This is a genomic window from Bradyrhizobium sp. UFLA05-108, from assembly GCF_059803455.1.
In genome coordinates, this window is record NZ_JBANAZ010000024.1 from 82,183 (window position 1) to 102,131 (window position 19,949).

Sequence of the window (19,949 nt, forward strand, 5' to 3'; positions counted from 1 at the left end):
GACTGGAGCGGCTCCTACGGTAGCGTCACGACGATCTTGCCGAGATGCCTGTTGGCCTCCATGTGCGCGAAGGCCTCGTCGATGTCGCCGAAGGCAAATACCTTGTCGATCGGCAGTCGCAGCTTCCGCGCCTCCACCGCACTCCAGATGTCCTTGCGAACCTCCTCGAAAATCTCGCGGATCTCCTCGATGGTACGGGTGCGGAAGGTGACGCCGACATAGTCGATGCGGCGCGCCGCGTGCAGGTCGAAATTGAAGTCGGCATGCGTGCCGCCGAGACGGCCGACATTGACGATGCGCCCCTTCACCTTGGTGGCGGCAAGGTTCTGGTTCGCGACCTTGCCCGAGACCTGGTCGACGATGAGGTCGACACCATCGCCGCCGGTGGCCGTCACCACCTGATCGACCCAGCCGGGATCGGAGGAGTCGATCGCGAGATCGGCGCCGTAGTCGGTGAGCCGGCTGCGGCGATGGGCATCCGTCGACGAACCGATCACGAGCTTTGCACCCTTGAGCTTGGCGATCTGCATCGCCATCAGGCCGACGCCGGAGCTTGCGCCCTGGATCAGGACTGATTGGCCCGGCTGAATCCCGCCGACGGTGACGACGGCGTTGTGCATGGTCGCGAGCGCGACTGGCAGGGTCGCAGCTTCTTCGAAGTTCATGTTCGAGGGCGCATGGAACAGACGGCCGTGATCGGCGAGTGTGTACTCCGCAAATGCCGCGGCGCCCGAGCCCATGATGCGGTCGCCGACTTTCACGCCCTTGGCGTCGGGCCCGAGGGCTGCGACTTCGCCGGCCCATTCCATGCCGAGCACGGTGCCGACCCCGCCGGCCGCGCCATGGGCGTGTCCCTTGCGCATGCCGATGTCGGCGCGGTTGAGTGCGCAGGCGCGGACGCGGACCAGCACCTGCGTGCCCTTGGGTGATGGTTGAGCGAAGTCGGAAATCGCAGCCCCGTTAGGGCCATAGACGTAGGCCTTCATGCGTCACCTCTGGTTCATCCTAAACCTGAATCGCAACGCGAAGGGGTGCACAGGTGATCATTCCGCAGCCTCCGCTTTCGGGTGAACGATCATTCCTTCGAGCCGGTTCCTGATGATGGTTTCGGCCTCACGCACAATGCGGGAGATGAGCTCGGCGCAACTCGGGATGTCGTGGATCAGGCCCTGCACCTGGCCGGCCGACCAGATGCCCTCGTCCGAATTGCCTGACGCATAGACCATCTTGCCGCGGGCGCCGGCGACGAGCTCGCGGATGTCCTCGAACCTGGCGCCTTCCTTCTCCATGGCGACGACCTTGGTCGAGATCGCGTTCCTGGCAACGCGCGAGGTGTTGCGCATGGTGCGGAAGATCAGCTCGGTCTCGCGCTCGTCATTGGCGACGATCTTCTCCTTGATGAGCTGGTGGATCGGGCTCTCCCTGGTTGCCATGAAGCGCGTGCCCATGTTGATGCCGTCGGCCCCGAGCGCCAGCGCGGCCACGAGGCCCCGCGCGTCGGCAAAGCCGCCCGAGGCGATTATCGGGATCTTGACCTTGTTGGCGGCGGCCGGGATCAGGATCAGGCCGGGCGTGTCGTCCTCGCCGGGGTGGCCGGCGCACTCAAAACCGTCGATCGAGATGGCGTCGACGCCCATCCGCTCGGCCGAGAGGGCATGGCGGACACTGGTGCATTTGTGCACGACCTTGACGCCGTGCTTCCTGAACTCGTCGACATGATCCTGCGGCTTGTTGCCGGCGGTCTCGACCACCTTGATGCCCGCCTCGATGATCGCGGCGCGGTATTCGGCATAGGGCGGCGGCTTGATCGCGGGCAAAATGGTGAGGTTGACGCCGAACGGCTTGTCGGTGAGTTCGCGGCAGCGCGCGATCTCCTTGGTGAGGTCCTCGGGCGTCGGCTGGGTCAGTGCCGTGATGAAGCCGAGCGCGCCGGCGTTCGCCACCGCCGCCACGAGCTCGGCGCGCCCGACCCACTGCATGCCGCCCTGGACGATCGGGTGCTCGACGCCGACCAGCTCGGTGAAACGTGTCTTCAGCATGGGCGCCCTCTGTTTGCTCGGGCGCGTGACGGCCCTGTTATCGATTGATTTCGCCGGCAGGATGCCGCCCGGTCCGGCGAAAGTCCATTCGCAGGAAGTGCGCCCAGGACAGGGCGATCATGCGAGGGCCGGGGATGATTCCGCGCGGCGGATAATCCTATGCGGGCAGGCCTTCGCAGTCCGATCCGCCGGTGCGCGCTCGCAATCGATTGACCTAAATCAAGGCTGCGCGCAGCTCCACGACTGAACTGCCTCCACACAACTGAGACGTTTGGCAGTCGAGTGAGATGACGCTAACCTGGTACGTCACCTTTGAAACCCGCAAACAGGGGCTTCTTCTCTCCAAAAGACGAAGCCCGCGCGAAACCAGGACATTTGCGACCGAAGCCGAGGCCAAAGTTTTCGCGCGCGCAAAGCTGGACGAAGGGCTGGTCGTTTTCGCGGGTACAATAAATCCATATCTGCCGAGGCGGCATGTCCCGTCCGCCGACGTGCACATGTGGCTTGCAGAAGAACCCGACGGTACGGCTGAACCTTCGCGACGTCTCGACTTCGATTGAGCGTTGTACCCGACGTTCAGCACTGCGCTTTCGATTGCTCTTGAGTGTTGCCATTCTGTTACGGGGCCTTGAGACGCTCATCATTAAACTTCAGGCTGGAATCGAAACAGATATGCACGTGAACGTGCATAACGGTCGACGCCGTTGGCATTCGGGGACAAGGAGATAATCACATGAAGAAACTGTTGTTGGCGGCTGTCGGCTTCGCCGGCTTGGGCTTGGTTGCTCCCGCATCGGCGGCCGACATGGCCGTCAAGGCACCGCCACCTGCGCCGGTGGTGGCGATCTACAGTTGGAGCGGCTTCTACATCGGTGCCAATGGTGGATGGGGTCAAAGCCGCGGTTGCGTGGACTTCGTGACGCTCGCAGGAACGGTCGCAGGCGGTTGCGCTTCTCGCTCCGGTGGCCTTGTCGGCGGACAGATCGGGTATCGCTGGCAAACCAATCAGTTCGTGTTCGGATTGGAAGCTCAGGGCGACTGGGCCGACATCAAGAATACGCGCGTCAGCCTGATCGATCCGCTGCTTTCGACCACAGGGAAAACCGACGGCATTGGCCTCTTCACGGCCCAACTCGGTTGGGCGTGGAACGCATCACTGTTCTACGTGAAGGGTGGTGCAGCCGTGACCCACAATCGACTTGATGTCTTCAACAACTTCACCGGGGTCGGTCTGGACTCGGCAAGTCACACGCGCTGGGGTGGGGCCTTGGGCGTCGGCTGGGAGTATGGGTTCGCGCCGAACTGGTCGGTCGGTCTTGAATACGACCATCTCTGGATGGGGCATGACGACCGCACCTTCGCAGCCGGAGGTGTGGTCACGCCCGGTGGCGTCGTCCTTCTCGGCGACCGGATCAGCCAGGACGTTGATATGGTCACCGTGCGCTTCAACTACCGCTTCGGCGGTTACGGTGCACCGGTCACCGCGCGCTACTAAAGCATGATCCGGACCCGAAGGGCCGCGTTAGCGCAATGCGTGAAGCGGTTTCCCCTCGCGACAAACGCGGAGATCATGCTCAAGCGATAATCCAAAGCGCGATGACGATTCATCCCAATCTCATCGCGCTTTGATCGATCGCTGGTTACCCGCCACTTGAGCCCCGGTACAGCCGGGGCTTTTTTGTTGCACGAAACGCTTAGCCGGACTGCAGTGGCGATACCGCTGAAACTGGCTGCTGCTTGATCTGAATCAAAGGTCGTAAGACAGAGCTCTCGAACATGTGCCAATTCTGGAATTGCGAACCAGGGGACTCTCCAATCGTGAAAGAAGCAAGCTGATATCATCCGAGGACTGGCGATGCTCAGGCTTTCTAAACCAGCTTGCTTCCTCGCTATTGTCATTGCGGTCGTCGTGATGACCGACAGCGAAGCGAAGGTGCTACGCAACAACACAAACTCGCCGATGGTTTTTGTGTTCAAGGACGCGGAGGCACTCAGCCGCTTCAACAGCCTGACGAATACCGGGTCTACCGATGAGAGTCCTCTCTTGCCGCTACTAATGTGCAAAACCCCGCAAGGCAGCAAGATTGAAGTTCTCGGTAGCGGCTATCGGACGGCATTCGTTCGCGTCGTCGATGGCAGCGCCGCTGGATGCGAAGGCACGGTTCCGCTTGACGCGGTGAGCGATCAATGAGGTGGGCCCGCCTGGGCGTTCCCTCCATCTACACGCGCCTTCACCTGTCGGCACTCAAGCGGAAATTCATCTCGATCTTCGCAGGCGAACCGCCGATCCCGGGACGCCAGGGCGAATAGCCCGGCGTGGGATCGGGATCGCGGGAGAGATCGAGCCGCCATGTCTCGGTGGCCGCATCGGGCAGAGTCAGGCTGACCTCGCGCCGGCTCGTCTTGTACGACAGCGCGGCGGTCGCGAGGATGACCTGGCGGTCGCCGTCGTGGCCGTGCCAGAGCTCGCCCACCGTCACCGGCGCGTAGCCGTGGCCTTCGTCGACATAGATCTGCACGTCGGTCCTGTCAGGCGGCAAGGCCATGCCGGGCGGCAGGCGGAATTGCAGCTCGAGCATCATGAAGCCGTGCGTGAGGTAGGGCGAGCGGATCAGCTCGTACCAGCCCCAATAGGCGAGGCCCGCGACGATCGTCACGACAGTCACGGCAACGGGGTAGGAGATGCGCGCCCGGCTCACCGCGCCCGGTACCGCCGCATCGTCCGACGGTACGCTCTCGCGGACGAGGCCGAACCTCGTGAACAGCCAGACGCCAACGATGAAGCCGGCGAGGCCGCCAAATGGTCCGATCTTGAAGAACGCGCCCATCGCGATGCCGCCGTCGCGGTCCGGCCCGCCGAGCATGACCACCAGCGCGGCAAGGCCCGACCAGCCGGCGAGTGCGCCGAGAAGACCGGAGAGGAGGCCGAGTATGAAGGACATGATGGCGATCTGCGGGGGTGACGATGTCTTTACCGGTGGCAGTGCCTTGTTTGTCGCGCTCTGCGACACTCGGGTTCGAGTCACTCGTCCCGGCGGTTCGCCCCGATGTGCTGCAGAATGCGAGCGATCAGGGAGTCTGTCGAACCATCCGCCGTGTCCAGGATGAGGTGGTCCCGGTCCCAGGCTTCGTAGGACCTGTTCACGACCTCGTCCCAGGTCGGGAGGATGTGGCCTTCGATATCGGACACGCGGGCTTCGATCCGGCCACGGTGAGCGGCGAGGTCACTGCAGATCAGTTCGATTTCGACAATCCGGGCAGAGGCTCGCTGGGCCGTTGCACGCCAGCCGCGCCGACTGGCAAGGACGGGATTGGCGCAATCGGCAATGACAACGCGGCCGAGTCTAAGATTCTCGAACGCGAGCGCGTTCGCGACGACGTAGCCGTACGCGCCAGGCTCGACGCCGCCCGCCCGCAGGCTCTGTTCGATAGCGTCAATGCGAAGGTAGGTCGCGCCGGTTTGTCTCGTCAGCTCCCGGGCTAGCGTCGTCTTTCCGGTGCCAGGCAGGCCGCTGAGCACCAGCAGCTGGGGCGTAGTGAATGCTGTCATGCCCCATGTTGGTTCGGCCGTTCAGTGCTGGCAATAGGCCGTGCATAACGAATCGCGAAGGGCGGTAGCGCGGGAGGATTGCGTAGGATGGGTAGAGCGAAGCGAAACCCATCGTTTCCTCTCACGAGCGAGATGGGTTTCGCTTCGCTCTACCCATCCTACCCATTGGGCATTGAAAATGCGCGCTACTGCTCCGGCGCGAGCTGGACCATCTGGCGGCCGGCGTTCATTTCCTTGAGTTTGTTGACGTACTCCTCGGGGCGCTGCCAGCGCATCGGGACTTTCAGTCCCATGAAATCGGCGATGTTGCCGATGAAGCCCGTGCAGTTCATCGTCTCGGCGTTCCAGAGCGGCGAGGAGTCCTGCAACTTCCTGATGTAAGCGAACACCCGCTTGGCGTCGGCCTCGTTCAGATAGACGCGGTAGCTCGCGGTCAGATATTCCGGATCGAGGTCGCCATAGCTCGCGCCGGTCTCCGATGGGACCGGGATGACGTGGCCGAGGGCGTAGGTGAGCGTGTCGCCCACGGGCGTCAGGCCTGCGACTTCGACGGCGCGCTCGCTGGTCTTGCCGTACCAGACGAAGGCATGTCCCCAGCTTGCCGCGGTCCTTGCCCTGAAGTCCACGTAGTACGGGCCTTTTGCCTGACCCGGCTTCGAGCGGGCAGGTGCGTCACGGGACGCAAGCGCATTCGCATCAGCGATGCGCTTGCGCGTCTCGTGGGCGGAAGCCGACTGGATCGCACAAACGAGCGAGAGGACTGCGCATCCCGCAAGGAGGCGCAATGCCGATCTCTGACGTGTGATTGCCACGCTTCGCCTTTCAGCCGTCGATAAAAGCAGATTTGGAGATGCGTGAGGCTTTAGTAGCGCGACACGATGGGGCCGGGCGCCTTGCCGATCGGAGCCTTTCCAATCGGTGATTTGCCGATCGGCATCTTGCCGATCGGAGCCGGCCCCTGAGGATAGACGGGAACGGGCTGCCGGTGCGGCAGATCCGCGGCGCTCGCGGCCGTCACCAGGGCAAGCGTTGCACCCATAGCAATCACGATTTTCTTCACTGGTAGTTCCCCTTTGAGATCAGACAAAGCACGACCGTAGCCTGCCGCGCTTCCCAAGCAAGTCGAAGATGGACGTCGGAATGCGTCCACAGTGCGGCGAACGCGCGGCGCGTTGGAGGTATATGTTTTGTGTGATGAAAATGACGCAGGGATCGCGGCAACTCGAAGCGATCGTCAGTCCGGGGCCGCGCTCTCCCGCATTCCGCTGCGCTCGATACGGGCTACGACGGTTCAGCTACAGCCGAAACTCGTTCGTGAGCTCGCCGATGCCGTCGATTGCGACGGTCACGATGTTGACGGGCTCCTTCATCACGCCGACGCCGACGGAGGTGCCCACGGCAATGAGGTCGCCCGGAAGCAGGGTCATGTCGTGCGAAGCTGACCAGCTCTTGCGCGCTGAAGATCATGTCGGAGATCGGATAGTTCTGCCGTTCGGCGCCGTTGAGGATGGTGCGCACGACGAGCTTCGCGGGATCGAGGCCGGTGACGATCACCGGGCCGAACGGGCCGTAGTCGTCGATGCCCTTGGCGCGGGCCCATTGCGCGAAAGTGGGATCGCGGGTGAGGATGTCGTTGGCGGTGATGTCGTTGACGCAGGTGTAGCCGAAGATGAAGGCGTCGGCCTCGGCTTTGGAAACGCGGCTGCAGGTCTTGCCGATGACGATGCCGAGCTCGCCTTCATAGGTGGTCTTGCCGTCATAGGAGGACGGGCGGCGGATCACGGCGCCGGGCGTCGTGATGCTGCTGGTTGCTTTCAACAGATACAGCGGCTCCGGCGGCTCGGGTTGATTGAGCTTTGCGGCGAGTGCGTGAAAGTTGTTCCAGAGCGCGACGATCTTGCTCGGCGCGCATGGCGCGAGCAGCTCCACTTCGTCGAGCGCCAGCACTTTGCCATTCGGCGCGTTGCGACCGAACATCTCGCCGTCATGAACGGCGATGCCGCTCGGCGTGAGCGTCCCGAATCCCGTCGCGCCATTATTGCGGAAGCGGAGCCATTTGCTCGGGCCGGCCGCGCTCATCACGCCACCGCCTTGGTTTCGGCCGGCACCCTGACGCCGTCATAGAGGCCGGCGATCCGGGCGCGCTGGCTGACCATGGCGAGCACGGAATCGAGCGCGGGCGTTGCGATGCCGGTCATGCGGCCCATTTCCTGGACCACAGTGACGAGCGGATCGATCTCCATCGGGCGGCCGCGCTCGAGATCCTGGAGCATCGAGGTCTTGTGCGCGCCGACCTTGCGGGCGCCCTCGATGCGGCGCTCGACGTCGACGCGGAACTTGACGCCAAAGGTCTCGGCGATCGCCTGCGTCTCCAGCATGACCGCGCGCGACAGCGCACGCGTCGCAGGATCGGTGCAGATCACGTCGAGGGTTGCGTGGGTCAGCGCACTGATCGGGTTGAAGCAGACGTTGCCCCACAGTTTCAGCCAGATTTCGTCGCGGATGCGGTCGAGCACCGGCGCCTTCATGCCGGCGGCGACGAAGAGATCGGCCAAGCGCTGGACGTCGCCCGTGATCTCGCCCGAGGGTTCGCCGAGCGGAAAGTTGTTGCCGTAGACGTGACGGATCACGCCGGGCGCCTCGATCTCGGTGGCGGGATAGACGATGCAGCCGATGGCGCGCTCCGCGCCCAGCTCGCGCCACTGCCGGCCGCCGGCATCGATGCTCTCGAGCGTCGAGTTCTCGTAAGTTCCGCCATGCCTGTAGAAGTACCAATAGGGGATGCCGTTGACCGCGGTGACGATGCGGGTGCGCGGCCCGAGCAGCGGCTGCATCTTCTCGATCACGCCGGTGATCGAGTGCGCCTTCAGCGTGACGATGATATAGTCCTGCACGCCGAGTTCGGCCGCGTTGTCAGTGCAGCGCGGATGCACCACGTGCTCCTCGCCGTCCATCAGCAGCGTGAGGCCACGCTCGCGCATGGCGGCGAGGTGAGGGCCGCGCGCAACGAGGCTGACGTCGGCACCAGCGCGCTTAAGCTGCACACCAAGATATCCGCCGATCGCGCCGGCGCCGTAGATGCAGATCTTCATAAAATCCTCGCGGGGAAGCTGAATCGGATTTTGGGCACGAAAGGTCCAGGCCGGCTCGGATGGTCCGAGCAGGGGTGGAAGTCACGGGTGGAAGTTGCTCGTCCGTCAGGCCGCGTGCGGCGTGCTGTCGGTGATTTGGTCGACGGCAGCGGCGATGTCGCGCATGCTGATGACGGAGATGAGGCTGTAGTCGTCGATGACGGGCAGGTGCCGAATGTGGTGCCGGTTCATCAGATGCCGTACGTGCTCGATCGTGTCGGAGGAGGTGCAGGAGACGAGCTGCTGCACCGAGACGAGCTGGGAGACCTTGACGTTGACGCCGTTCGCGCCGTGCTCGGCAACGGCACGCACCACGTCGCGCTCGGTGAACATGCCGACCGCGGTGTTGCCCTCGGAGCGGACGACGTCCTTGACCACCAGTGCGCTGATGTTGTTGGCCCGCATCAGCTTCGCGGCAATACCCACCGTTTCGTTCATACGCACGGTCACGACGCGCGATGTCTTCTTGCGCAGAATGTCTCCGACCAGCATTGCAACCTCCCTGGGTGAACGATCTGGAAATAGTCTGGTATACATTATGCCAATCGTCAAGCGCTGGATTTGGCACATACGAAAAATCTTGCGGCAGCCATGCTGACGTTTGTCCGGCGAGAGGAATTGACAAAAAGAAAGGGGCGCAATGCTGCGCCCCTTTCGATTGAATGTCGATGTGGTGGACGGCTATGCCGTCTTTGCGTTGCCCGTCGCCGCCTCGGTCATCTCGGCTTCCTTGCCGAGGATGAAGGAGCGCCGCAGCGGCTTGATCACGAACACGGCCATCAACGCCGCTGTCGCGTTCAGCGCAACTGCCACGACGAACACCGACTTCCAGCCATAGGTCGCCGAGATCACGCTTGCGAGCGGTACCAGCAGCGAGGCGGTGCCCTTCGCGGTGTAGAGCATGCCGTTGTTGGTGGTTGCGAACTTCGAACCAAAGGTGTCGCCGCAGGTTGCGGGGAACAGCGAGTAGATCTCACCGAACACGCCGAAGTACACCGCCGTCGCGAGCACGAACACGATCGGCACGTGGCCATAGGCCGACAGCGTCAGCAGCATCAGGGCGGCCGTGCCGAAGGCGATGAACATGGTGTGCTCACGGCCGATATTGTCGGAGACCCAGCCGAAGAACGGCCGGCCGAAACCGTCGAAGATGCGGTCGAGCGAGATCGCGAAGGTCAGCGCCGCCATCTGGAAGCCGGCGAGCGTGACCGGCGTGTTGGCGATGTTGAAGTCGTGTGCGATCGGCGCGATCTGGGCCGCAGTCATCAGGCCGCCGGAGGCAACCATCACGAACACCACGTACATCACCCAGAAAATCGGGCTGCGCAGCACCTGCGGCGGGGTGAAGTCGATCTTGGTCTGCGGCAGGTTGAGCTTCTTCTTCTTCGGCGGCACGAAGATCGACGGCGGCTGGATGAAGAAGGCGAGCAGGAAAACGATCAGCCCCTGGCCGATGCCGAAGGTGAAGAATGCGCTCTGGTAGCCGCTCGAGGCGATCATGCTGGCGATCGGCACGACGGTGATCGCGGCGCCTGCGCCGAAGCCTGCGGCGGTCGCGCCGGCAGCAAGACCGCGGCGGTCGGGGAACCATTTCAGCGCGTTGCCGACGCAGGTGCCGTACACCGCGCCCGCACCCATGCCGCCGACGACCGCAGCGGCATACAGGAAGGTGAGCGATTCAGCGTAGGAGTTGAGCACCCAGGACAGCGCGATCATCACGCCGCCGAACATGATCACGATGCGTGGGCCGTATTTGTCGACGAACCAGGCTTCGATCGGCACCAGCCAGGTTTCGGTCACCACGAAAATCGTGAAAGCGAGCTGGATCGCGGCGCGACCCCAGTGATGCTTGGCGTCGATCGGATCGACGAACAGCGTCCATCCATATTGCAGGTTGGCGATCATCGCCATGCAGACGATGCCCATCACGAGCTGGAGCCAACGGAAACCACTTCGAAGAGGCGCGGCCGTGACGGCGCCGTCCGTGCTGGAAATCATCAACAACCTCCCAAGGCGCCTGTCTGTTGTTATCCACGCCGGCAAGACGGCGGAGTGTCGCAAATCTTGTGGCGTATCGTCGCAAGCGCGGCGCGCACCTTGGTATACCACATCCCAGAATGCAAGCCCTATCTTGTCATGCGTCGCAGCAAAATGCATTGGCGCCTTCGGATTATGTGAAATCGGAACCGGTCTCCAAAAAACGAAAACGCCCGGCCCCAGGGGGCCGGGCGCAACACGCAGATGGAAGAGGTAAAGTCTTACGCAGTCGCCTGCGCGACCACAGTCTTGCGCCAGGGTTTCAGCACCAGGATCGCAAGCAGTGAGGCAAGGATGTTGGCGCCGGCCGCGATGATGAAGACGTTGTCCCAATGGCCCGAGGTCTGCTGCACGTAGTTCGCGAGCGGAACAAGAAGTGCGGCTGTGCCCTTCGCAGTGTAGAGCAGGCCCGCATTGGTGGTCGCGAACTTTGCGCCGAACGTGTCGGTGCAGGTCGAGGGGAACAGCGAGTAGATCTCACCCCAGGCGAAAAACACGAAGCCCGACAGCAGCACGAACCAGACGGGATCGTGGCCCCAGAGGTAGAGCATCCAGATGCCGATGCCCTCCATGCCGAAGGCGATGAACATCGTGTTCTCGCGGCCGATCATGTCGGAGATCCAGCCGAAGAACGGACGCGTCAGGCCATTGAGCACGCGGTCGATGGTCGCCGCGAAGGTCACCGCCGTCATGGTCATGCCGACGAGCGTGACCGGAATGGCGTCGACCTTCCAGTCGACCGCGATCGGCTTCAGGTTCGCCGTCACCATCAGGCCGCCGGCGCCGACGATCATGAACATGAAGTACATCAGCCAGAAGATCGGCTGTCGCAGCACTTCGGTCGGCTGATAGTTGCGGCGGCTCTGCACCAGCGCTGCATTCTGCACCACGTTTGGCACCTGGCCCGGCTTCGGCGCGAGCAGGAAGAAGGCGAGAATGCAGATGATGATGCCTTGGCCGAGGCCGAAATAGAGGAAGGTGGACTGGAATCCTGAGTCCTTGATCATCGCCTGGATCGGCGCGACCGTGAGCGCGGAGCCTGCGCCGAAGCCGGCCGCGGTGAGGCCGGCGGCAAGGCCGCGCTTGTCCGGAAACCATTTCAGCGCGTTGCCGACGCAGGTGCCGTAGACGGCGCCGGCGCCGATGCCCGCGACGATCATGCCGAGATAGTAACCGTTCAGCGTGGTGGCCTTGGCGTTGATCACCCAGCCGATCGCGCATAGCACGCCGCCGACGAGCACGACGATGCGCGGGCCGTATTTGTCGACGAACCATCCCTCGACCGGCACGAGCCAGGTCTCGAACAGCACGAACAACGTAAAGGCCCATTGGATCGAGGCGCGATCCCAGCCGAACGTTTTCTGGATGTCGGGGACGAAGAACGTCCATCCGTATTGGTAGTTCGCGATCATCACCATCGCGGCTACGCCGATCGCGAGTTGAGCCCAGCGAAAGGTGTCGCTGACGCGAGCGGCCGCTGGGGCCGTTGTTGCGTGCACCATGTCCGTCATGAATCCTCCAGAGGCGCTTCTCTTTGTTGCGAGCGCTGTAGAGGCATTCTTGTATTCATTATGCCAAGCTTCAAGCGCCCGACGGCTCGCCGTGCGCTTATGCCGCAACCGTCTTGAATCGAGGTCGCGCAACGAGCCGTGGGCACAAATAGAAATGGCCCCGCGGAGAGGGGCCATTCATCGAAAGTCGCAATTCGGGAGATTTAAACTCGGCGCGACAATACGACGCGCTGAAGGTCTTAAAGGCCAAAGCGCGGCTGGTCGCCATTGCGAATGGAGATCTCGGCGCTCGCCATCAACAGGCGGTCGATCGCGGCCACGAGGCGGCTGATCAGAGAGCTGGAGGGCTGGAGCGCAACGGCGGCGGACTTGGACATCGGAAGTTCCCTTTCTCAAGGCGGCCAGTGTGCCGTCTCATCTTCGAAGGGCAACTTATGTATGCCAGATGCCAGAAACAATCGATTTGTTTGCATAGCAGCATTTGTCATCCTGCATTGCAGCATAACTTTCCCTTAAAGCGGCCGTTTCGGGCATAAGGATGCGGAAATGGAGCAAAGCGGGGCGGTTTCCGTTGCTCTGATCATCTCGAGCCCGATCGGCACCACCATGTTGACGCGGTGGGCGCGAGGGTCTTTATTCGCCTAACGGGGATGTGCGATCTCCCCGTGAGGCGACATGCCCAAGAATCGCGTCCTGACTTCTCGAGGACGCCGCATGTCAGCTTACATCCCGACTTCACCTGACAAACGATCCCGACTTGCCGGCAGCTCGAGCGCGCCGGCACACGTTGAGGCGCGCTGTCTCCGCGGAGCCGCGCCTGTTGCCCTGGGGCAGGACACAACCAGGAGAACACCCTGCTGCTGGCGGTCGTGGGCAGCCTTTCACTTGCGTGGGCGCAGGACGTCGACTGGCAGAGGATCGATGACACGCTGGGCCGAAAGCCGACGGTTGCCGGCGACGTGCATCGTTACGGCTTTCCGCGCAGCGATCTTGCCGTGACGCTCGATGGCGTGACCATCAAGCCGGCGCTCGCGCTCGGCGGCTGGATCGCGTTCAAGCCCGCGCATGGCGGCGCGATGATCATGGGCGATCTGGTGCTGCTCGAATCCGAGATCAATCCGGTGATGGCGAAGATGATCGAAAGCGGGCTCGAGATATCAGCCGTGCATAATCATCTCCTGCGCGCGAGCCCGGCGACGTTCTACATACATGTCGCCGGGCATGGCGATCCCAGCAGACTCGCCGCGGCCATCCACGATGCGCTCGCCGAGAGCAAGACGCCGCTTACCATCGCCGCGCCGGCCGGCCCGCCGCCTGCGGTCGATCTCGATACGGCGCAGCTCGATCAGATCATCGGCGCCAAGGGACAGGCTAATGGCGGCGTCTACGCGTTCACCGTGCCGCGTCGCGATCCCATCAGCGAAGGCGGCATGCCGCTCAATCCGGTGGGACCGCTGGGGGTTGCGACCGGCATCAACTTCCAGCCGACCGGCGGCGGCAAGGCCGCCATCACCGGCGATTTCGTCCTGACGGGCGAGGAGGTGAACCCGGTGATTGCGGCGCTCAGGGCGAACGGCATCGAGGTGACGGCGCTGCACAGCCACATGCTGGACGAGCAGCCGCGGCTGTTCTTCATGCATTTCTGGGCCAACGACGATGCGATCAAGCTCGCCAAGGGCCTGCGCGCCGCGATCGACAAGACCGCAAGCACGAAGAGCTGACGTACGGCACAGACGGAATTCGACATGCAAAGCGCTCCGCCACACTAGCTCGACGACGTTGGGGACATGCAGGCCTCCCCGTCAGATGGACATCCATCCAAGAGCTCGCGACCTCGTTCGGGGGGAGTGACCCTGTGGATGGACTTGCCTTCGCGCTGTTTGCATTGGCCGCGCTCGGCGGCGGCTTCGTCAGTGGCTTCTCCGGCTTTGCCATGGGCCTCGTCGTATCCGGCATCTGGCTGCACATCATCACGCCGATGCAGACCGCCACGCTGATCGCCGGCTATGGCCTGCTCACGCAGGGCTACGGCATCTTCAAGCTGCGGCATGTGCTCGACCTCAGGAAGGCCTGGCCGCTAGCGCTGGGCACCGTCATCGGCATCCCGATCGGCGTCAGCATTCTCGCCTATCTCAATCCGACGCACCTGCGCTTCGGCGTCGGCATCTTGCTGATGCTCTATGCGATCTACGGGCTGACTCGACCCGTGTTCGCTCCGATGAAGATCGGCACCGGGGCCGACATCGCGATCGGAATCTCCAACGGCCTGCTCGGCGGCCTGACCGGGCTCGGCGGCATCATCTCGACGATCTCCTGTCAATGGCGCGGATGGCCCAAGGACGTGCAGCGCGCCGTGTTTCAGCCGGTCCTGTTCGTGGCCTTCGTCGTCATCTCGCTGTCCCAGGCCGCCGCTGGCACCATCACCAGGGATACGCTGGTGCTGTACGCGCTGGGCGTGCCGTTCATGGTCGCCGGTCTTTGGTCGGGTTTCAGGCTGTTTGGAAAGATCGACGACGAGACTTTTCGCAAGATGGTGCTGGTGCTGCTGCTGTTCGCGGGACTGTCGCTGATCGTCTCGGTGCTGCCGGTTGCCTTTCGCTGACTTCACGAGGTCATCATGTCACTCAGAACTCTTGGCGTCATCGCCATACCCGACGGATCGAACAGCGACTTCGACCATGCCGCCTTCGATCCCAGAACCCGCCGCGTCTTCATCGCCCACACCGCGCGCGACTGCATCGAGGTGATCGATCACGACACGCACAAGCACATCGCGACGCTTCCGGGCTTTCCGGGGGTGGCAGGTGCCGTAGCCGATGACGGCGAAATTCTCACCACCAATCGCGGGGCGGCCACGGTCTCCTGGCTGGACGCCGCGACTTACGACATCAAAGGTGTCCTCCCGTCGGGGCCACGTCCGAACGGTGCAGCGATCGTCAGGCGCAAGGGGATCGGCATCGCCGCCTGCATCGGCGATGCGCAGCAAGGGCCGACGTTGCAATGCATCGATCTGAAGGACGTCACGCAGCGCACGATCGATCTGCCGGGTCGGCCGCGCTGGTGCGTCACGAATGCCGCCGCCGAGCGGGTGTTTCTCTGCATCCGCGAGCCCTCGATGATTTTGTCGGCCCGGCTGCCCGATCTCGGCGACGTCGTGCATTGGCCATTGCCATCAGGCGGTGCGCATGGTCTCGACATCGATCATATCAGCCACCGGCTCTACGCCGCCTGCGATGACGGCGAGCTGGTGGAGGTCGACAGCACGTCCGGAAAGGTGACCAACGTCTGGCCGATCGCGGGCGCGCCCGACGTGACCTTCTTCAATCCGGCCACCGGTCGCGTCCATGTGGCGATCGGCGAGCCCGGTGTGATCGAGACGATCGATCCGAAGACGGGTGCGAGATCACGGACCACGACCGGGGAGGGGGCACACACAACCGCGTTGGTCGCGCCCGACCAGCTCTATGTGATTTCGCCTCGCCACGGCGGAGTTCTGGTTTTGGCTGACGGATGACGGCATTTCAGTGGTGGATCGGGGACTTGGCAGGGCAGTTCAAAGCCGCTAATGGTCTGCCCCCTTTTCCAAGCATCTGTCAGAGTGGTTTATGTCGAGCGCCTCGCCCGCCGTCTCGATCGGCATCGATTTTGGGACCAGCAATACGGTCGTCGCGCTCGCGACGGACGACCGTAGGGTCGAGGCCATCCGCTTCGATCATGGCGGACAACGCCACAGCGTCTTTGTGTCGGCCCTGTGCTTCTGGGAGGATCGGCCGGGAGGGGGAGCGCAGGCTGAAGGCGGCCCGTGGGCGATCGAACAGTTTCTCGAAGGACGCCACGTCTACCGCTTCCTGCAGTCGTTCAAGACCTTCGCGGCCAGCAGCAGCTTCAATTCCACCCAGGTGTTCCGGCAGCGCTACAAGTTCGAGGATATTTTGGCGGCGTTCCTGCGCACGCTGGCGCGCCATGGCGGAGACAGGTTCGGCTTCGAGGCGGCAAGCATCACGGTCGGACGGCCGGTGCGCTTTGCCGGTGGCAATCCCGACGAGGCGCTGGCGATGCAGCGCTATCGGGCCGCGTTCGAACGCCTGGGCGCCGGCCACGCGCGCTATGTCTACGAGCCGGTGGGAGCAGCGTTCTCCTTCGCCCGCCGGCTGGAGCGCGATGCCACCGTGCTGGTTGCGGATTTCGGCGGCGGCACCAGCGATTTCTCCGTGATGCGTTTTTCGCGAACAGGCGGGGCTTTGCGCTCCGAGCCGCTCGGCCATGCCGGCATCGGGATTGCGGGCGACACGTTCGATTACCGCATCGTCGATCACGTCGTCTCGCCGCGGCTGGGCAAAGGCACCAGCTTCCGATCATTCGACAAGGTGCTGCCGATCCCCAACAGCCACTACACCAACCTCGCGCGCTGGCATCAGCTCGCGATGATGAAGAGCAACGGCGATCTGCGCGAGCTCCGGGAGCTTTCGCGCACCGCGCTGAAGCCGGCTCTGCTTCAGGATTTCATCACCATCGTCGATCTCGACCTGGGCTTTTCGCTGTACCGCGCGGTATCCGATGCCAAGGTCGCGTTGTCGACCCAGGATCAGGTGGACTTCCGCTTCAATCGCGGCGGGGTCGACATTGGCTCGACCATCACCCGGAAAAATTTCGAAGCCTGGATTGCCGACGATATCGCGAGGTTAGGGGCGACCATCGACAAGGTGCTGGGCGAGGCCGGCATCACCGCGCGCGAAGTAGAAAAGGTGTTCTTGACCGGCGGGACCTCCTTCGTGCCCGCGGTGCGGCGGCTATTCGCCGAGCGGTTCGGCAACGAACGGCTGATGTCGGGCGACCAGTTCGAGTCGATCGCTTACGGCCTCGCCCTGATCGGACACAGCCCCGATCCGGACCGCTGGGCCGCTAGCGGCGGGCTCACGTCGAGAGCGAGCGCGTAGAGCGCGATCGGATTAGGCTTGATTGTTGCCACGAAGGAAGTGTGCCCCTGCCACGTCCTGGCGCAGAATATTTCCGATCGGTCCGGGCGAGAAAGCGGCCCGGAGGGTCGGGGAGACTTCCGGGCCGAGCGTTTCCTCCACTAAAGACCCCCTCGTGCGGCGAGGAGGCTACGCTTCCATGGAAACACCAAGATGTAGCAACCGCAGATCACGCGCCGCTGCAAATATCTTTTCGGTAAGGCAGATTAACTCGCCGCAAGCTTGATCCGTTTTAGTGCACGACCAATACCGGCACGCTTCCGTCGGCCAGGACCTCCGATGTTTGACTTCCCAGGAATAGCTTCCTGAGGCCGCGACGCCCATGAGAGCCCATGACGATCAAGTCGCAGCCCCCCGACTTTGCTGTTTCTATGATCGTAGTGGCTGGGTGCGCATTCGGAACATGCAAGAGCTCTGCAGATATTCCGACCTGCTCCGCCATAGCTCGAGCTTCGCCGAGCAACTTGTCCGCGCGTTCCTTGCAGGCTGCGTCGAAGTGATCAAACTCTTCCTGCGAGGGAATCCAACCCCCGGCGTGTCCGCCCCCATAGTCGACTGGCAGCGGTTCCGTTACGGTGATCACCGTCACTTTGGCGTTCAAGGCCTTTGCCAGGGCAATTCCATGCTCAAGGCCTTTTCTCGCGACATCCGATCCATCCGTGCTCAAGAGAATATTGGCGTACATTGGGGGCTCCCTTGCTCGTCGAACATTTTGAGTGGCGCTTACTTGTATAGCCCGATCGTCGCCGTCCGCGTCTCGCTACGTTAGTGAGCGACCCCCATCAGGGCGGCGATCCGCAGTGAGTAATGGATCACGATCAGCGCGCCGATGATGAACGCCGCGACGCCGATCACACCCCACCATTTGATCCTTCTGGTCATCGGGCCCTCCATTCTGCCGATGCTACTGCGCGTCGTGGCCGCTTTGCCCGGTCATGGACCCGGCACGCAATGCGAACACTTTGGAAATGACATTGGGGCCAATGCCGCGCGGTGATCATGGGAAGCTCGAGGCGCCGCTGCTGATCATCGAAGGAGATTCCGGAGTGTTGTGTACTTACCAGAAAAGAGCGCTCCTCGCTATGGATCGAGTGCTGCTCCCGCGCGAGTGAAACGCCGGTCGCGATGATCTCGGCATTGGACGAGCCGGGCGAACCCACGGCGATGCGTCTGTCACACAAAAAGGGCCGCCTCAACAGGCGGCCCTTTCGTCTGACGTCAAAGCGGTTCAGCTCACTCCGCGGCCTACTGATTGATCTCAGGCTCGACGAGCCTTGCCAGGTTCCGCAGCGACTCCTGCCAGCCGAGATAGCAGGCCTCAGGCGGAATGGCGTCCGGTATGCCTGCCTGCGTGATATCCAGCTCGGTGCCGACCGATACTTTCTTCAGGATCACGGTCACCTGGATTTCGCCCGGCAAATTGGGATCGTCGAATTTGTCGGTGTAGCGCAGCCGCTCGCCCGGAACGAGCTCGACATATTCGCCACCAAAGGCGTGGCCGTTGCCGGTCGTGAAGTTCCGAAAGGACATTCTGAATGTGCCGCCGACCTTCGGCTCCAGGTGATGCACGGTGCAGGTAAAGCCGTTGGGCGGAAGCCATTTCGCCAGTGCGTCCGCCTCGAGGAAGGCGCGATAGATCTTCTCGGGGCTGGTCGCCAGGACGCGGTGCAGGCGTACAGTGCTAGGCATGCTCGTTAATCCTCCTTGAAGTGATGGGTCCGACGCGGACGTCCGTTGCCCATTCATAACCCGAGGACGAACGGGAGGTAGCCGGCCCGACGCGACATCTCAGATTTTTTGCTGGCTTTGTTGGGAGCCCGGCGGCGGATCGTCTGGCCGGCACTGCTAAACTGCCGCACATCCAGTGGCGTCATCGTGAACGCCGGCCTGCAGTGGCCGAACGGTTGCTCCGGCGCCTGGAGGAATTCTTCTGACCTTGCGCGCTCAAGGCAGTTGGGACGGCCGCCTCCGACGGACAATTGTCTTTAGGGACAATTGCATGCTTCATTTCCGTCGCATTTTATTGGGGGGCGTATCGGCAACCCGATACGCGTCGCACCAATGGTCCCGTAGCGGCCGCCCGTTGCGGGACCGTTGGTGCGGATCGGGACGGCTTGCCGATCCGACCATCACGGACGAACAGCGGCGGATGCCCACTCGGATTTCTGGCGTTGGAGCAGCCGAAAGACGTACCCAAAACGGAAAGCGCTCTCACGGAAAGCGCGGCGATGATCGAGGCGTAACATTTTAAGCACCGGCGGCAAATTCATCTCTCGCCATAACATCTCCAATGAAGTCGGCTCGGCCCTGGTTGAAGCTACGGGGTTGGCGCTCATGACGTTGAGCTTTGGCAGGGTAAGCAAGAAATCGCGGTCCTTTCTCGGACAGTGAGCAGATGCAGCAGTGAAGCAGAAGGAAGTGATAGTATGGCGACGGGTACGGTGAAGTGGTTTAATGGTCAAAAAGGGTTTGGATTCATCGCTCCGGACGATGGCGGCAACGATATCTTCGTTCACATCAGCGCGGTCCAACGCGCGGGTCTTTCTGGCTTGGCAGAAGGCCAAAAGATCTCTTACGAAGTCAAAGTCGACCCCAAGCGTGGCAAAAGCAGCGCGGAAAACCTGAGGGTCTGACACGCCCACTGACGACTGATCTCCGGCAGAAATAGCCAAGGCGACCAGGCTGCGGCTTCCCCCAAAGCGTGA

At 62.7% G+C, this 19,949-nt stretch carries 21 protein-coding genes and 1 pseudogene; 8 read left to right on the forward strand and 14 right to left on the reverse strand.

Annotation, left to right across the window (positions count from 1 at the left end):
- Positions 1-14: 14 nt before the first annotated feature.
- Positions 15-986, reverse strand: a complete 972-nt coding sequence (locus SO140_RS19190; protein WP_449381494.1) for a quinone oxidoreductase family protein — start codon at positions 984-986, stop codon at positions 15-17.
- 57 nt (positions 987-1,043) lie between these two features.
- The gene (locus SO140_RS19195) at positions 1,044-2,039 is read right to left on the reverse strand and encodes an NAD(P)H-dependent flavin oxidoreductase (RefSeq protein WP_449381495.1); all 996 of its coding nucleotides are present in this window, start codon (positions 2,037-2,039) and stop codon (positions 1,044-1,046) included.
- 287 nt (positions 2,040-2,326) lie between these two features.
- On the opposite strand from SO140_RS19195, the gene SO140_RS19200 reads away from it, so the two are divergent.
- The 3 genes from SO140_RS19200 to SO140_RS19210 all read left to right on the forward strand — a co-directional run bounded on the left by SO140_RS19200 (position 2,327) and on the right by SO140_RS19210 (position 4,230).
- Entirely contained in the window at positions 2,327-2,599 is a 273-nt protein-coding gene (locus SO140_RS19200) for a hypothetical protein (RefSeq protein ID WP_449381496.1), read from the forward strand.
- Positions 2,600-2,772: 173 nt separating this feature from the next.
- Complete coding sequence (locus SO140_RS19205; RefSeq protein ID WP_449381497.1) at positions 2,773-3,534, forward strand: outer membrane protein; 762 nt, start codon at positions 2,773-2,775, stop codon at positions 3,532-3,534.
- 360 nt (positions 3,535-3,894) lie between these two features.
- On the forward strand, positions 3,895-4,230 hold the full coding sequence (locus tag SO140_RS19210) for a hypothetical protein (protein WP_449381498.1): 336 nt from the start codon (positions 3,895-3,897) through the stop codon (positions 4,228-4,230).
- A gap of 40 nt (positions 4,231-4,270) precedes the next feature.
- On the opposite strand, the gene SO140_RS19215 is transcribed toward SO140_RS19210, so the two are convergent.
- The 10 genes and pseudogenes from SO140_RS19215 to SO140_RS19260 form a co-directional block, all read right to left on the reverse strand.
- Positions 4,271-4,981, reverse strand: a complete 711-nt coding sequence (locus SO140_RS19215; RefSeq protein WP_449381499.1) for a hypothetical protein — start codon at positions 4,979-4,981, stop codon at positions 4,271-4,273.
- A gap of 80 nt (positions 4,982-5,061) precedes the next feature.
- Positions 5,062-5,589 (reverse strand): P-loop nucleotide/nucleoside kinase family protein, encoded by a 528-nt coding sequence (locus SO140_RS19220; RefSeq protein WP_449381500.1) that lies wholly within the window; start codon positions 5,587-5,589, stop codon positions 5,062-5,064.
- Between the two features lie 185 nt (positions 5,590-5,774).
- Positions 5,775-6,374 (reverse strand): hypothetical protein, encoded by a 600-nt coding sequence (locus SO140_RS19225; RefSeq protein ID WP_449381501.1) that lies wholly within the window; start codon positions 6,372-6,374, stop codon positions 5,775-5,777.
- 77 nt (positions 6,375-6,451) lie between these two features.
- Complete coding sequence (locus SO140_RS19230) at positions 6,452-6,649, reverse strand: hypothetical protein (protein ID WP_449381502.1); 198 nt, start codon at positions 6,647-6,649, stop codon at positions 6,452-6,454.
- Positions 6,650-6,884: 235 nt separating this feature from the next.
- A pseudogene (locus tag SO140_RS19235) lies at positions 6,885-7,668 on the reverse strand (fumarylacetoacetate hydrolase family protein).
- Positions 7,668-8,681 (reverse strand): 2-dehydropantoate 2-reductase, encoded by a 1,014-nt coding sequence (locus SO140_RS19240; RefSeq protein WP_449381504.1) that lies wholly within the window; start codon positions 8,679-8,681, stop codon positions 7,668-7,670. The pseudogene SO140_RS19235 and the gene SO140_RS19240 overlap by 1 nt, the downstream one beginning before the upstream one ends.
- A gap of 105 nt (positions 8,682-8,786) precedes the next feature.
- The gene (locus SO140_RS19245; protein WP_449381505.1) at positions 8,787-9,212 is read right to left on the reverse strand and encodes a CBS domain-containing protein; all 426 of its coding nucleotides are present in this window, start codon (positions 9,210-9,212) and stop codon (positions 8,787-8,789) included.
- A 189-nt stretch (positions 9,213-9,401) separates the two neighbouring features.
- Complete coding sequence (oxlT, locus tag SO140_RS19250; protein ID WP_474797082.1) at positions 9,402-10,718, reverse strand: oxalate/formate MFS antiporter; 1,317 nt, start codon at positions 10,716-10,718, stop codon at positions 9,402-9,404.
- Positions 10,719-10,978: 260 nt separating this feature from the next.
- Complete coding sequence (oxlT, locus tag SO140_RS19255) at positions 10,979-12,268, reverse strand: oxalate/formate MFS antiporter (RefSeq protein ID WP_449378271.1); 1,290 nt, start codon at positions 12,266-12,268, stop codon at positions 10,979-10,981.
- Between the two features lie 239 nt (positions 12,269-12,507).
- Entirely contained in the window at positions 12,508-12,645 is a 138-nt protein-coding gene (locus tag SO140_RS19260; RefSeq protein ID WP_198031694.1) for a hypothetical protein, read from the reverse strand.
- A gap of 492 nt (positions 12,646-13,137) precedes the next feature.
- Here SO140_RS19260 and SO140_RS19265 point away from each other — a divergent pair, with 492 nt between their 5' ends.
- The 4 genes from SO140_RS19265 to SO140_RS19280 all read left to right on the forward strand — a co-directional run bounded on the left by SO140_RS19265 (position 13,138) and on the right by SO140_RS19280 (position 17,205).
- Complete coding sequence (locus SO140_RS19265; RefSeq protein ID WP_498542943.1) at positions 13,138-13,989, forward strand: DUF1259 domain-containing protein; 852 nt, start codon at positions 13,138-13,140, stop codon at positions 13,987-13,989.
- 134 nt (positions 13,990-14,123) lie between these two features.
- Positions 14,124-14,870, forward strand: a complete 747-nt coding sequence (locus SO140_RS19270; RefSeq protein ID WP_449378273.1) for a sulfite exporter TauE/SafE family protein — start codon at positions 14,124-14,126, stop codon at positions 14,868-14,870.
- Between the two features lie 15 nt (positions 14,871-14,885).
- Complete coding sequence (locus tag SO140_RS19275) at positions 14,886-15,782, forward strand: YncE family protein (protein ID WP_449378274.1); 897 nt, start codon at positions 14,886-14,888, stop codon at positions 15,780-15,782.
- Between the two features lie 91 nt (positions 15,783-15,873).
- Entirely contained in the window at positions 15,874-17,205 is a 1,332-nt protein-coding gene (locus tag SO140_RS19280) for an Hsp70 family protein (RefSeq protein ID WP_498542944.1), read from the forward strand.
- Between the two features lie 271 nt (positions 17,206-17,476).
- On the opposite strand, the gene SO140_RS19285 is transcribed toward SO140_RS19280, so the two are convergent.
- Positions 17,477-17,929: a universal stress protein gene (locus tag SO140_RS19285; RefSeq protein ID WP_449378276.1), complete on the reverse strand. Its 453-nt coding sequence runs from the start codon at positions 17,927-17,929 to the stop codon at positions 17,477-17,479.
- Between the two features lie 560 nt (positions 17,930-18,489).
- Positions 18,490-18,933: an SRPBCC family protein gene (locus SO140_RS19290; protein ID WP_449378277.1), complete on the reverse strand. Its 444-nt coding sequence runs from the start codon at positions 18,931-18,933 to the stop codon at positions 18,490-18,492.
- Between the two features lie 737 nt (positions 18,934-19,670).
- Between SO140_RS19290 and SO140_RS19295 the strand changes: the two genes are divergently transcribed.
- Entirely contained in the window at positions 19,671-19,877 is a 207-nt protein-coding gene (locus tag SO140_RS19295) for a cold-shock protein (protein ID WP_449378278.1), read from the forward strand.
- Positions 19,878-19,949: the final 72 nt, after the last annotated feature.